This window comes from Bacillus sp. EB V-12, assembly GCF_056158125.1.
Genome location: NZ_JBUXJL010000013.1, coordinates 70,204 through 83,810, shown reverse-complemented (window position 1 = coordinate 83,810; position 13,607 = coordinate 70,204). Strand labels below are relative to the sequence as shown.

11 protein-coding genes and 1 pseudogene are annotated in these 13,607 nt (G+C 35.2%); 4 read left to right on the top strand and 8 right to left on the bottom strand.

Annotated features, from left to right (window positions below):
- The first annotated feature begins 586 nt into the window (after positions 1-586).
- Positions 587-3,631 carry an efflux RND transporter permease subunit gene (locus tag ACZDYH_RS26540; protein ID WP_434713514.1) on the top strand — a complete coding sequence of 1,015 codons (3,045 nt, stop codon included), beginning with the start codon at positions 587-589 and terminating at the stop codon, positions 3,629-3,631.
- Between the two features lie 44 nt (positions 3,632-3,675).
- Here ACZDYH_RS26540 and ACZDYH_RS26535 read toward each other — a convergent pair.
- From ACZDYH_RS26535 to ACZDYH_RS26520, 4 genes and pseudogenes are all read right to left on the bottom strand, one after another.
- A pseudogene (locus tag ACZDYH_RS26535) lies at positions 3,676-3,741 on the bottom strand (AAA family ATPase); the annotation flags it as partial.
- A 121-nt stretch (positions 3,742-3,862) separates the two neighbouring features.
- Positions 3,863-4,783, bottom strand: coding sequence for a phosphate ABC transporter permease PstA (gene pstA / locus ACZDYH_RS26530; protein ID WP_000994141.1), 921 nt, complete (start codon positions 4,781-4,783; stop codon positions 3,863-3,865).
- 2 nt (positions 4,784-4,785) lie between these two features.
- A complete protein-coding gene (gene pstC, locus ACZDYH_RS26525) occupies positions 4,786-5,676 on the bottom strand; it encodes a phosphate ABC transporter permease subunit PstC (protein ID WP_000676676.1) in 891 nt (296 codons plus the stop codon).
- Between the two features lie 71 nt (positions 5,677-5,747).
- A complete protein-coding gene (locus tag ACZDYH_RS26520; RefSeq protein WP_000245109.1) occupies positions 5,748-6,650 on the bottom strand; it encodes a phosphate ABC transporter substrate-binding protein PstS family protein in 903 nt (300 codons plus the stop codon).
- 509 nt (positions 6,651-7,159) lie between these two features.
- Between ACZDYH_RS26520 and ACZDYH_RS26515 the strand changes: the two genes are divergently transcribed.
- From ACZDYH_RS26515 to ACZDYH_RS26505, 3 genes are read left to right on the top strand one after another with little or no spacing between them, the layout of a single operon-like run.
- Positions 7,160-7,417 carry a FeoA family protein gene (locus tag ACZDYH_RS26515; protein WP_000252982.1) on the top strand — a complete coding sequence of 86 codons (258 nt, stop codon included), beginning with the start codon at positions 7,160-7,162 and terminating at the stop codon, positions 7,415-7,417.
- Complete coding sequence (locus tag ACZDYH_RS26510) at positions 7,414-8,136, top strand: FeoB small GTPase domain-containing protein (RefSeq protein WP_000033868.1); 723 nt, start codon at positions 7,414-7,416, stop codon at positions 8,134-8,136. The genes ACZDYH_RS26515 and ACZDYH_RS26510 overlap by 4 nt, the downstream gene beginning before the upstream one ends.
- Positions 8,114-9,514: a nucleoside recognition domain-containing protein gene (locus ACZDYH_RS26505; RefSeq protein ID WP_000443602.1), complete on the top strand. Its 1,401-nt coding sequence runs from the start codon at positions 8,114-8,116 to the stop codon at positions 9,512-9,514. The genes ACZDYH_RS26510 and ACZDYH_RS26505 overlap by 23 nt, the downstream gene beginning before the upstream one ends.
- A gap of 61 nt (positions 9,515-9,575) precedes the next feature.
- On the opposite strand, the gene ACZDYH_RS26500 is transcribed toward ACZDYH_RS26505, so the two are convergent.
- From ACZDYH_RS26500 to gerLA, 4 genes are read right to left on the bottom strand one after another with little or no spacing between them, the layout of a single operon-like run.
- A complete protein-coding gene (locus ACZDYH_RS26500; RefSeq protein WP_000493997.1) occupies positions 9,576-9,713 on the bottom strand; it encodes a hypothetical protein in 138 nt (45 codons plus the stop codon).
- An 11-nt stretch (positions 9,714-9,724) separates the two neighbouring features.
- On the bottom strand, positions 9,725-10,891 hold the full coding sequence (gene gerLC, locus ACZDYH_RS26495; protein WP_000681631.1) for a spore germination protein GerLC: 1,167 nt from the start codon (positions 10,889-10,891) through the stop codon (positions 9,725-9,727).
- Complete coding sequence (gene gerLB / locus ACZDYH_RS26490; RefSeq protein WP_000802008.1) at positions 10,875-11,999, bottom strand: spore germination protein GerLB; 1,125 nt, start codon at positions 11,997-11,999, stop codon at positions 10,875-10,877. Before gerLB ends, gerLC begins: the two co-directional genes overlap by 17 nt.
- Complete coding sequence (gene gerLA, locus ACZDYH_RS26485; RefSeq protein ID WP_001999095.1) at positions 12,000-13,478, bottom strand: spore germination protein GerLA; 1,479 nt, start codon at positions 13,476-13,478, stop codon at positions 12,000-12,002.
- Positions 13,479-13,607 lie beyond the last annotated feature (129 nt).

Sequence of the window (13,607 nt, the reverse complement as noted above, 5' to 3'; positions counted from 1 at the left end):
TGTCCGCCGCTTCAGAAGCGACTTCATCATATTAACATCTTAATTTTTCGATGTCAACTAAGTTTTAAAATTTCTTTTTTGTCGTTTTCTGCGTTTCCGCATCAGCGACGTTTATTAATATACCATCACAACTTTTAAATAACAAGTGTTTTTTTATAAAAATATAAAAAAATTATCTACCCTACTTTCTTCTATAGAAGTAACTATTATCCTTACTACTGAAAATAGTTATTCTAATTGTATGCTAATACACTCCGTTCAACCAAATTGTATTTCACAATACCTTCCCAAATTTTCATTCTCTTCTATATTAAAGCTTATAATCATTATCCTTCTATAAAATAACTATACAAATTAGCCTTAAGAAAAAATCCCGTCTACATTAAACAGCCACTCGCGCGCATTATCCCCTTCCTTCTCATTCGAAAATTTACCCCCTACAAATTAACAACATTCCAATCCTAATACAAACTTAAGGATATTGTTAGAATTTTTTTACATTTAATTAATGAAAAATATCCATTTTTTGTTATATAGTAAGAAAGGACGCACTCAACTATAAATAAACCAATGGAGGAATTATTTTATGGATAGGTTAACAAAGTTTTCATTAAAAAACCGAGCTGCCATTATCATCATGATTTTTCTCATTTCCATACTCGGTGTTTATTCCGGCTCTAAATTACCTATGGAATTTTTACCGAGTATCGACAATCCAGCAATTACCGTCACAACCTTATCTCAAGGACTCGACGCTGAAACGATGACAAAGGATGTAACTGATCCTCTCGAAAAACAATTTCGCAATTTAGAACACGTCGACACCATTACTTCTTCTACATACGAGGGATTATCACGTATCGACATTGCGTATACATCAAAAGCAAACATGAAAGATGCAACACGCGAAGTCGAAAAAGCCGTCAATACAATTAAATTACCTAAAGATGTAACCAAGCCCGTAGTTAGTCAATTAAACACTTCTATGATTCCACTCGCTCAAATTACTATCCAGAAACAAAACGGTTTTTCAAAAGCAGATGAAAAACAAATTGAAAAAGAAATCGTACCACAACTCGAAAACATTGATGGTGTTGCCAACGTTATGTTTTTCGGAAAATCCACCTCTGAATTATCTATCGTACTTGATCCGAACCAATTAAAAAACAAAAACGTAACATCACAGCAGGTACTAACTGTTTTACAAGGAAAAGAAACTTCTACTCCAGCTGGGGCAATTACTGTTAATCAGGAAGAATACAACCTCCGCGTCATTGGGGACATAAAAAATGTAAATGACATTAAAAACATCACTGTGGCACCCCAAGTGAAATTGCAAGACATTGCTCAAATTGAAATCAAACAACACTACGATACAATCTCACATATAAACGGAGAAGAAGGCACAGGATTAATCATCATGAAAGAACCGAGTAAAAATGCAGTTGCCATTGGAAAAGAGATTGATAAAAAAGTTAAAGAGATAGATAAGGAATATAAAGATCAATTTTCCATTAAACTTTTGGCTTCAACCCATGAACAAGTTGAAAATGCTGTTACTAGCATGGGAAAAGAAGTAATACTTGGAGCAATCGCTGCAACTCTAATTATCTTAATCTTTTTACGTAACTTCCGAACAACACTCATCGCTGTTGTCAGTATTCCATTATCCATTTTATTAACACTCTTTTTACTACATCAATCTAACATTACGCTTAACATTTTAACCCTCGGTGGTTTAGCTGTTGCGGTTGGACGTCTCGTCGATGATAGTATCGTTGTCATCGAGAATATTTTCCGCCGTTTACAAAAAGATTCTTTCTCTAAAGATATCATTCTCGATGCAACGAAAGAAGTCGCAGTCGCAATTACTTCTTCTACTTTAACAACGGTCGCTGTTTTTTTACCTATCGGCCTCGTATCAGGAGCAATCGGAAAATTAATGTTACCTATGGTATTAGCAGTTGTATATTCTATATTATCATCCTTAATCGTTGCACTAACAGTTGTTCCACTTATGGCTTTTTTACTACTCAAAAAAACAAAGCATCGAAAGCCAAGTTCTTCATCACGATATGTCGCTACATTAAAGTGGGCTCTTTCTCATAAATTCATTATTCTACTTACTGCATTTTTATTATTTGTAGGATCAATTGCAGCTTATATATTACTACCGAAAGCAAACATAAAATCTGAAGACGACACAATGTTATCTATTAACATGACATTTCCAGCCGATTATAATGCTGAAGCTCAAAAACAAAAAGCATTTGATTTCGAAAAGAAATTACTTTCTAATTCAGATGTAACAGACGTTATTTTACGAATGGGATCTAGCGCAGAAGATGCACAATGGGGGCAAACAACTAAAAATAACCTTGCTAGTATATTTGTAGTCTTAAAAAAAGGTTCTGATATTGATCAATATATTAAAGAGTTAAAAAAGGAAAATAAAACTTTTGAGCCTGCTGAACTTGATTATATAAAAACAAGTTATTCAAGCTCTGGCGGCGGCAACAACTTACAATTTAACGTAACAGCTACTAACGAAGCGGATTTAAAAGAGGCGGCTACTATCGTCGAAACAAAACTAAAAAGCATGGATGATCTTTCTAAAGTAAAAACGAATTTAGAAGACTCTAAGAAAGAATGGCAAATTCATATTGATCAAACAAAGGCTGAACAACTAGGTTTAACACCAGAAATAGCTGCGCAACAAGTAGCATTCCTTATGAAGAAGTCACCTATTAGCGAAATTACAATTAATAATGAAAAAACTACTATTATGATAGAACACAAAAAGGAAAACATTACCAAACAAGAAGATATTTTAAATACAAACATACTATCACCTACTAATGGACCAATTCCTTTAAAAGACATCGCAACTATTTCAGAAAAACAAACGCAAACAGAAATTTTCCATAAAGACGGAAAAGAAACAATTCAAATTACCGCCGAAGCTTCAAATGAAGATTTGAGTAAAGTAAACACAGCAGTAAATAAAGCGATGACTGACTTAGATTTACCTGGTGGTGCAAAAGTAAATATCGCAGGAGCTACTGAATCTATGCAAGAGAATTTTACAGATTTATTCAAAATTATGGGGATTGCAATCGGGATTGTATATTTAATTATGGTTATCACCTTCGGGCAAGCACGTGCTCCTTTTGCAATCCTATTCTCCTTACCATTAGCTGCTGTCGGTGGTATTTTAGGATTAATCATTTCACGAACACCTGTTGATGTAAATTCCTTGATCGGCGCATTAATGTTAATCGGGATTGTTGTTACAAACGCTATTGTATTAATAGAAAGAGTCCAACAAAATCGGGAACATGGAATGGAAACTAGAGAAGCCTTACTTGAAGCAGGTTCTACTAGACTACGCCCAATTATTATGACAGCTATTACAACAATCGTTGCTATGCTCCCACTCCTATTTGGCCAATCCCAAGCAGGAAGTATGGTATCAAAAAGTTTAGCCGTCGTTGTCATCGGCGGTTTGGCAGTCTCAACTGCTCTTACATTAGTAGTCGTTCCAGTTATGTATGAACTATTAGATAAAATCGGGAGAAAAAGACGCTCCCGTAGGAAAATAAGCACTTCTACAGAAACACCTGATATTTAAAAACAAAAGGCGTTATCTTCACAAATGAAGATAACGCCTTCTCTCTATTTAGTCATATAATCCATCATTTTTTCCACATATTGCTCTATAGGTTTACTAGAACCCACAATCTAAATTACATCTGTTCTTCTTTATAATTAATCACAAATTCAACAATCATTACATCCATTCCTTCTATATTAAAATACAAAAGAACCCCCTACCTATAAATAGAGAGTTCTTCTTTATAATTTATGCCGCTTTTACCTTTTTCGTTGTTTTACTTTTTCTTTTCGTTCCTGTAAAGCGCTTGTGTAATATAGATGCTATCAAGCGTGAAATAACATTGAATAGTAATACCATAATAATTAATACAGCTGCAGATTTTGTCGCAATCAACTTCGCATCTGGAATAACTCCTTCAGAATTTAATTTCCAAATGTGAACCGCTAATGTTTCAGCTGGTCTAAACGGATTTAAAGGATGCGCAGGACTTGAGAAATCCGCTGCTGAATTTAAAATCGGGGATGTTAAACCCGCTGTGTAAATTAATGCTGCCGCTTCCCCAAATATACGACCCGCCGCTAAAATAATCCCTGTAATAATTTGTGGTAATGACGATGGGATAATAATACGAGCGATTGTTTGCCACTTCGTTGCACCTAATCCAAGACTTGCCTCTTTTACATTCTGAGGAACTTCTGAAATCGCATTTTCACAAACACGCGTTAAACCTGGTAAATTTAAAATAGTTAAAGCAAGAGCACCACCCATTACTGTGTATCCCCAACCTGTCATTGTAACGAACACTAACAAACCAAATAAACCAACAACAATAGAAGGTAAAGACGCCATCGTCTCTATACATAGACGAACAAAATTTAAAAAACGTCCTTGTTTCGCGTACTCTGCTAAATATATTCCAGCACCTAATCCAAGAGGAATAGATATAATAAGCGTTATAACAAGCATGTAGAATGAATTGAATAACTGCGGACCAATCCCACCACCAGCTCTTGTATTGCTTGGTTCTCCAAACAAGAAATTAGGATCCCAAAATCCCCATCCCTTTTGTAAAATCTCAAATACTAAGAACACTAGCAAAGCTACAACTAAAGCCGCAACCGCATAAAAGATACCTGTCCAAACTTTATTTACCGTTCTTGCATTCATTATTATCGCTCACCTCTTTGCCCAATCGCTCGAATTACTAAAATAAACAGGAATGAAATAACAAGTAAAATCATCGCTAAAGTCCATAGCGCATTGTTCCAAGCAGTTCCGTTCAATGTATTCGTCATGTCCATTGTTAAAATACCAGTTAACGTCGCTGTCGGACTATATATTCCTTCTGGTAATTTAATCGTATTCCCGATTACCATTTGAACCGCTAGCGCTTCACCAAAAGCACGCGCTAAACCTAAAACAACACCTGTTAAAATCCCTTTCTTCGCAGCAGGAACAATTACTCGGCTAATCGCTTGCCATTTCGTTGATCCTAGACCATAAGAAGCTTCTAAATAATCAAATGGAACAGAACGTATTGCATCAGAAGCGATACTAGCAATAGTAGGTAAAATCATAATACTTAATACAACAATACCTGCAATTAAACTAAAGCCTACTCCCCCAAACGAATCACGTAATAGTGGTACTAAAATCGTAACACCTAATAATCCGTATACAACCGAAGGAATACCAACTAACAATTCTAGAACAGGCTTCAATACTTTATTTCCAAACTTTGGCGAAATTAAATTCATGAATATAGCAAGAGCTATAGCAATTGGTGCACTAATAATAACCGCACCTAACGAAACCACCGTTGAACCTACAATGAAAATTAAAGCCCCGAAGGATCCTTGATCAGCATTTGGATTCCATTTTGTCGATGTTAACATCTCAGTAAATGAGATACCACTTTGTGTAAAAGATTGAATACCTTTCCCACAAATAAACGCAATAATAGCTAATGTAATTAAAACAATAAAAATACCACAAAACGTAACAAGTGATCTTCCTATATATTCACTTTTTACGTAATTAATTTGTTTTTTCCCCTTCATCACAGGACAGACCCCACTTCACAGATTGAAATGAACAGGACTGGCCTTGCAGCCAGCCCCATAAAATTTTATTACTTATTTAATTTAGACATTGGAATGTAGCCCATATCTTCTACTTGCTTTTCAAAATCTTTACCTTTTACATAATCGATGTAAGCTTTTGTTGCTTCCTTCGCTTCACCTTTTGTTACCATATATTCGTAAGACCAGAATGGATATTTACCAGACGCAATGTTTTCAACTTTCGGTTCAGCACCATCAATTTTCACTGTTTGTAGTGCGCCTTTTTTCTCGCCGACCATGTAAGACATTGCTAAATAACTCACCGAACCAGGAGTAGAGTTAATCGCTTGCTCTACTGCACCGTTAGAATCTTGTGTTGTACCAGTTCCATCATTAATTTTCGCGTCTTTCATAATCGTTTTTTCAAATGTAGCACGTGTACCAGATGAAGCCGGACGGTTAATTACATTGATTTTTTCATCTTTTCCGCCTACTTCTTTCCAGTTTGTTACTTTTCCAGTGAAGATATCTTGTACTTGTTGCATTGTTAAGTTATCAACTTTTACATCTTTATTTACGACAAGAGCGAATGCAATACCCGCTACCTTGTTATCTACTAATTCTTTCGCCTTTTCAGCATCTTTTATTTTATCTCCGGACGGAACATCTGAATTACCAATTTGTACTGCACCAGATGCTACTTGGTTAATCCCAGTTCCACTACCGCCACCTTGAACTTGAATAGAAACTTTTGAATTTTTCTCCATGAATTTCTTTCCAGCTTCCTCCGCAAGAGGTAGAAGAGCTGTAGAACCAGCCGCTGCAATCGTACCTGATAATTCTTGTTTTGTATTATCGCTTCCTTTAGCAGTTTCTTTACTAGTTGTATCTTCTGCTTTCCCACAACCAACTAATGCTCCTGCTACCACTAAAGCTGCTAAAGAAAATTTAATACCTTTTTTCATAACCATGTCTTGTACCCCCATTTGGATTATCACTTTTCGAATTCATTTTCTTTCGAACACAAATTCATTGTAGGACAACAATATTATGTGAGTGTTAAGCAATTTTTAATTTTAAGTAAATGACGATAATAATCCTTAAAAGCTAGAAATCCCAACATTTATAGTTAAATAACCCAACAAAAACCACACTAACTACGCTGCAATGTAAATATATTCTTAACAATGTAAATTCAATGTAAATGTTTTTCTCTCTTTTTCCCTTTTCGTTAAAGTTACATTTACAATTCCGCTGTATTTTGTAATTTTTACACACCTAATTTATGCACATTAAAAATAATTTCAGTAATATTTTTTAGTACAACTAAATAAATTGGAACAATTCTAAAAATAAATGAATATTTTTAAAGTACTAATTGACAACATAATCCAATGTAGTCTACTATATTACTAACAAAAAGTTTACCTTAGGAAACTTTTTAAACTCAAACTAAAAATATAGAGATGAGGTAACTTTTATGGTATCGGCTAATATAAAACCACTTTCCGAATTTAAAATAGGAGAGTTTGTACAAATTGAGAAGATACAATTAGAAGGAACTATGAAACGACGCTTATTAGATTTGGGATTTATCCCGGGGGCGACGATTAAAGTATTGCAACGCAGTCCACTTGGAGATCCGGTCGCTTATCAAGTGAGCAACACAACTATTGCACTGCGTAAAGAAGAAAGCTCCCTTATTTTCGGGGTATTAATAGGAGATGATTTCAGATGAGCAAACATCGTATCGCTTTAGCTGGTAACCCGAATACAGGGAAAAGTACATTATTTAATACTTTAACAGGCTTAAAACAACATACTGGAAACTGGACGGGAAAAACTGTTTTAAAAGCTGAAGGAGAATATGAACATAACGGAAGTAATTATACATTAATAGATTTACCGGGAACTTACTCACTATACTCAAATTCCGCAGACGAAGAAGTAGCGAGGGATTATATTATATTTGAAAAACCAGAAGTAACTGTAGTTGTTATAGACGCAACTGCTATGGAAAGAAATTTAAATTTAGCACTCCAGGTGATGGAGATGACAAATAATGTAGTCATTTGCATTAACTTAATTGATGAAGCCGAGAAAAAAGGGATTGTTATCGATGAAAAGAAATTAGCAAAATCACTTGGTGTACCTGTCGTTAAAATTTCAGCACGTAACCGAGTAGGTATTGGTCATTTGCTAAATGTTATTGCAAGAGTAGCAAATAAAAAACTAATTCCAACACCAATTAAAATTACTTACAGCGAAAAAATCGAAAATATGATTCAGGAATTAGAACCACAAATTTATAAAGTGTTCGGTGATACGTATCCAGCACGTTGGATTGCGTTACGTATATTAGATGGAGATAAAAATTTCTTAACTACACTTCAAAAACACCATAATGAACCACTTGTAAGGGAGGTCGTAATTAATGGAATCTCACTCAGCCAGTAAAGCTCTTCCATTAGACTATATTATTCAACATGCACAAACACTTTCAAAAGAAGATATACGAGATGATATAGTCGGAGATATTTACCGAACATCTGCAAGCATATGTAAAGAATCTGTCCAATATACAAATACTGATAAATTATATCGTTCCGAAAAACTAGATAAAATTTTCACATCTCCAATCTGGGGATTCCCAATTATGCTCGGTATTTTATCTATTATTTTTTATCTTACAATTGCAGGCGCTAACGTACCATCTGATATGATTGCCGAATTCTTCGGATGGGCCGAAGGATATTTAACATCTTGGTTCCAAGCAGCGCATGCACCTGAATGGTTACATGGCATTTTAATACTTGGTTTGTTCCGTGGTATCGGTGCTGTTATTAGCGTTATGTTACCACCTATGGCAATCTTTTTCCCTATGTTCGCGCTATTAGAAAACTACGGATACTTACCACGTGTCGCGTTTAATATGGACCGCTTATTCAAACGATCCGGCGCACACGGGAAACAATCTTTAACAATGGCAATGGGATTTGGTTGTAATGCAGCAGCCATTATGTCAACACGTATCATTGAATCACCACGTGAACGCATGCTAGCAATTTTAACGAACAACTTCGTTCCTTGTAACGGTCGCTGGCCTATGTTAATTTTAATGGCTTCACTATTTATGGCTGCTGGTTATACAGGCAGTATGCAAACATTGGTTACTGCTGGCGTTGTAGTCGGAATGGTTGTAATTGGTGTTATTATGACATTAACTGTTTCTTGGGTACTATCAAAAACAGCCTTAAAAGGGGTTCCAACTCACTACACACTTGAGTTACCTCCGTACCGCAAGCCAAAAGTTTGGAATACAATTGTTCGCGCAACACTCGATAAGTCAATCTATGTTTTAAAACGAGCTATAGTTGTTGCTGCCCCTGCGGCTGCATTAACTTGGTTACTTGCTAACATTTTTATTGGTGACACAAGCTTACTTATGTATTTTGTAAACTTTCTAGATCCATTTGCTAAAATGTTAGGACTTGACGGCTTTATTCTAGCTGCATTCATTCTTGGACTACCCGCTAATGAAATTGTAATCCCAATTTTATTAATGTCTTACTTATCAACTGGGGCTTTAACTGAAATAGATGATTTTAATCAAATTAAAAATCTATTCCTAGAAAATGGTTGGACTTGGTTAACAGCGTTAAACACAATGTTGTTCTCACTTCTTCATTTCCCGTGCGGAACAACACTTGTTAATATATACAAAGAAACAAAAAGTGCAAAATGGACATTCTTATCGTTTGCAATCCCTACCGTTATCGCCATTGTTGTTACATTCCTCTCTACACAATTGGTACATTGGTTAGGGCTTGTATAAAGCAAAGCATACATAGAAGGTATCCCCCTTCACATATGCTTTGCACGAAAGAAACCTGAAATTATTCAGGTTTCTTTTTTTGCACATCAGTATTCCACGGCTGTGCTCCATACGTTGTGAGTTTTTTATGAATAAAATATATAGTTCCTGGAAGAACTGCCATTAATATCGTGCAACTAATTCCTAATCCAGTAAACAACTTTCATCACCTTATTTCACTCTTTTCGGTAAAGCTGAACCTGAATGTTCAATTGTTGGATGAACATGAACAGTAATTTCAGCATTACTAAAGTAATTTTCGCCTTGATCCCAATTCTTACTTACCTTTTTCCACTCTTTATAATTATGTCGCTTATACACTTCCCCTAACTCTAGTACATCTACCTTATATTTTTTTTGAACAAGTTTAATTGATTTTTGAATACGCTTCTCCATTTCTTCCGATATATCCTTCTCTAAACGCTTTTCATTCAAAACCTTTTTATGATCACTAAAATGCAACTCAGCCAATGTGCCTTCCAGAGATAAATGAATATCAAACTTTGGTTTTGTAGCATTCGTTGTGGATACTTTAATTTTTCGACGTAACTTATGAATTTCATATGTAATAAGTTGATTCTTTTTACGGATGGTAAAAAAACCTCCAATTTTTTTACCTATTATATAATTCATCCCTACTGTTTCTTCCCCACTCAAATTGCCTACACATTTATTATCCTTTCCACGAAACAATGCTGCACCGTTCATTTGTACTCCTTGTTTTGTTAGTTCCAGAATAGGTAATACAAAACTTCGGTTAGAGATCATCTTTTCCTGCACCTCACCAATTCTTGCAGCCTCAATCATTTGGGCATTTTTCGGAGGGTGTTCAGCTAACATATCAATATACTGCGCCGGTAAATTTTCAGGCTTGGCACTTTGTTTTAAAATAGCTTCGGCATTTTTATTAGAAACGAACAAACGAATATTTCTTCTCATCTCATGATCGCGAATATATACATCTAACGTATTTTGTAAAATGTATGGATGTGAAAGTAATTCTTCAGAGAAAATAATCACCTGTATATGAGGGAAAAATAATGTACGACTAATTTTTTTGGCGATTATTCTTATTTGTTCAAATACACTATCTGCTTTTGCACTAACATTAATATAATTTTCGCTATCCCCACCCCCTTGTCCACCCTGTTGAGACAATTTACTGGGGAGTACCATCTGATAGGTCCCTTTCATAATTGGATTCGCTTTCTTCTCCTTCACAATATCGTAAGCCGCTCCTACTACAAATCCTCTTTCTTCTATCTCTTCTAACTCAGAACACCCACTCATAAATCCAGTTAAAGCCATAACCATTATAATTTTAAGAAGGTGTTTCATTTCCACCATTCCTTCTTTTTATTTTATATACAATTAAAACGAGCAAAGGAGCTAACACAACAAACCCCATATCTATCCAAGCTAAATAAGTCCCATAACTTGATAAAGTATTTAAACTACTAGGTATCATATTCACCATAAAAATAATAGGGGCACTTATGAAAATAAAAATTTGTTTCTTCACTTTCGGAAACATAGCACAAAACAATAAAGATGCGACGTCATAATACATTGCTGTAGTGTTATAAATAGTAATAATCCAAGTCGTAAAAAAAATCGCATCAAACCTTTCTAAAAATCCTCCACCAATTTCAATTTCTTTCCCTAATTCAATTGTTGGATATGTCAATCCACGTGTTGTCATATACGTAAAAACACTAATACAAGTTACATAAATTAAAATGTATGACAGCACGTTTACCATCACCGCTTTCGCGACTGCCATTGGCGCTTTTTTCGCTGTCTTATCATTCAGCAACACCGCATAAAATAAAGCTACTTCAAATCCAATAAACGTAAAAATAGAATTTTTAACTCCAACAGCATATTGACTTACTTTCGTTTGAAAAGCTGGTAGTAAATTATTTATTTCCATTAAATTTATATTCAATAAAGAAAGAAGTACTATCGCAATTAAAACAATAGGCAAGAATAAAACATTTAACCTTAATAAGGCTGCTCTTGATCCTGCTATTCCATAAATAACAACTAATAAGAAGAAAAAAGACAGTAGTTGTATTGGTGTATCACTAAATAAATACGTTTGAGAAATAACTGAAATCATTCGCGATTCATACGCTGTCAAAGCAGCAAACGTTAATACTAAAATACTACTAATTGTGTATGCAACAGGCTTTGTCAAATGCGCACTCGTATATTGAACAAAATTTTGTTTTGGAAATAAGATAGCCACTCTCGTCACAAACCAGCCTAAAACTGCGCAAATCAGTCCACCCAAAAGCAAGATAATCCAACCGTCCGAAAATAAAGTTTGGTTAGCGATATCTCTTGGCATAGACAATGCCCCTATACCAATAATGGTCGATGACACCGCAAACCCAATTTCCCGAGATCCAATCTCTTCATCGCCATACTCAAATGGTTTCACTTATTTTCGCTCCTTTGGACGTATTGTAGAGTCTTTTGTTTGTAAGTACTCTGGTCTATCTTTCAACATCGATTTTGGCATGCGAATAAATTCTTCTTTCCAATCTTTATAAAATGCAGGAGCAATGGGAGTTGTATACGGTATACCAACACTTGTTAAATTTGTAATATGAATAGCAAGTGCGATCAGAGCTAGAATAATCCCATACAGTCCAAAAGCCGTTGCAGCTAATACAAAGACGAAAAGTAAAATTCGGAACGTAATCGTAATACTATATACAGGAAGCGAAAACGTAGCAATCGCAGTAACTGCAATAATAATAACTAAAAACGGATTTACAATCCCTGCATTTACCGCAGCTTCTCCAATTACAAGACCTCCTACAATCCCTATCGTTTGCCCCATCGGTTTCGGCAATCGGATTCCAGCTTCTCGTATTAATTCCATAGTCAAGGCCATCATTAATGTTTCAATATATGCAGGAAACGGAACACCTTCCCTCGCACCTGCAATTGAATAAGCCAATTTAGAAGGAATAAGTCCTTGATGATAAGATACAAGTGCTACATACATAGCTGGTAACAAAACCGCAATTATGCCTGAACCCATACGTAAAAATCTTAATAACGTTCCAATCACCCAGCGCTCGTAATGATCTTCTACAGATTGAAAAATATCAACAAAGACAAGTGGTGCAATAAGAGCAAACGGGGATCCGTCTACTAAAATGGCCGCCTTCCCTTTCGCTAATGAGGCTATAATATTATCAGGCCTCTCTGTATTCAAAAACTGTGGAAATGGGGATAAATTATTATCCTGAATTAATTGTTCAATCGTACCTGTTTCCAAAACGACATCTGTCACTATTGATTGAAGACGGCGATCTAACTCTTTTACAATGTGAGGATTAATAATATCTTCTATATATACTAGGGTTACTTCTTTCTGCGATCGCTTCCCCATAATATAAGATTGGAACCTCAACTTTGGATCGCGTAAGCTGCGTCGGATTAACATTTTATTCACATTAATATCTTCATTTAATCCAACTCTCGGTCCGCGTATTAAATCTTCTGTCACTGGTGGTTCTAAACTTCGCTTCTCCCAAGCCCTACTATTAATAATGATAGCAGTTTGAATATTATCAATTAATATAACTGTATCTCCCGCTAAAATCGCATTTATAATATCCGGAAATGTTGTCTTCTTACCCACTTCCGCAATAGAAATAAAACGATCCAATAACGTCTGAACGACAGCCGCTTCATTTTGCACTTCTTCATATTGAAGAGTACGAACTACATATTTATAAACATTATCCTTGTCTGTTAACCCACATAAAAACACAACCGCACAACGTGTAAAACTCCCAGCAAGAGCAACTTCTCTAATTGTTAAATCATTAGGCGAACCTAACTCATCCCTAATTTCTTTCATAACTTCAAATAAGTTACCTTCAAGCTCTAACAATTTCCCCACCTAACTTCCTTTTCAACAAGTTTTTAGTTAGATTCCGCTAATTGAAGAAAATATATACAAAAAAGAGCTATCTCTTTTCAAAGATAGCTCTAATAAAGTAAAACTTTAATCAACCCTCACCAATCGGGC

Bases quoted from the DNA above. Each gene is read 5' to 3' on its own strand.
- ACZDYH_RS26540 (WP_434713514.1), top strand. From the start codon at position 587: ATGGATAGGTTAACAAAGTTTTCATTAAAAAACCGAGCTGCCATTATC.
- pstA (WP_000994141.1), bottom strand. From the start codon at position 4,783: ATGAATGCAAGAACGGTAAATAAAGTTTGGACAGGTATCTTTTATGCG.
- pstC (WP_000676676.1), bottom strand. From the start codon at position 5,676: ATGAAGGGGAAAAAACAAATTAATTACGTAAAAAGTGAATATATAGGA.
- ACZDYH_RS26520 (WP_000245109.1), bottom strand. From the start codon at position 6,650: ATGGTTATGAAAAAAGGTATTAAATTTTCTTTAGCAGCTTTAGTGGTA.
- ACZDYH_RS26515 (WP_000252982.1), top strand. From the start codon at position 7,160: ATGGTATCGGCTAATATAAAACCACTTTCCGAATTTAAAATAGGAGAG.
- ACZDYH_RS26510 (WP_000033868.1), top strand. From the start codon at position 7,414: ATGAGCAAACATCGTATCGCTTTAGCTGGTAACCCGAATACAGGGAAA.
- ACZDYH_RS26505 (WP_000443602.1), top strand. From the start codon at position 8,114: ATGGAATCTCACTCAGCCAGTAAAGCTCTTCCATTAGACTATATTATT.
- gerLC (WP_000681631.1), bottom strand. From the start codon at position 10,891: ATGAAACACCTTCTTAAAATTATAATGGTTATGGCTTTAACTGGATTT.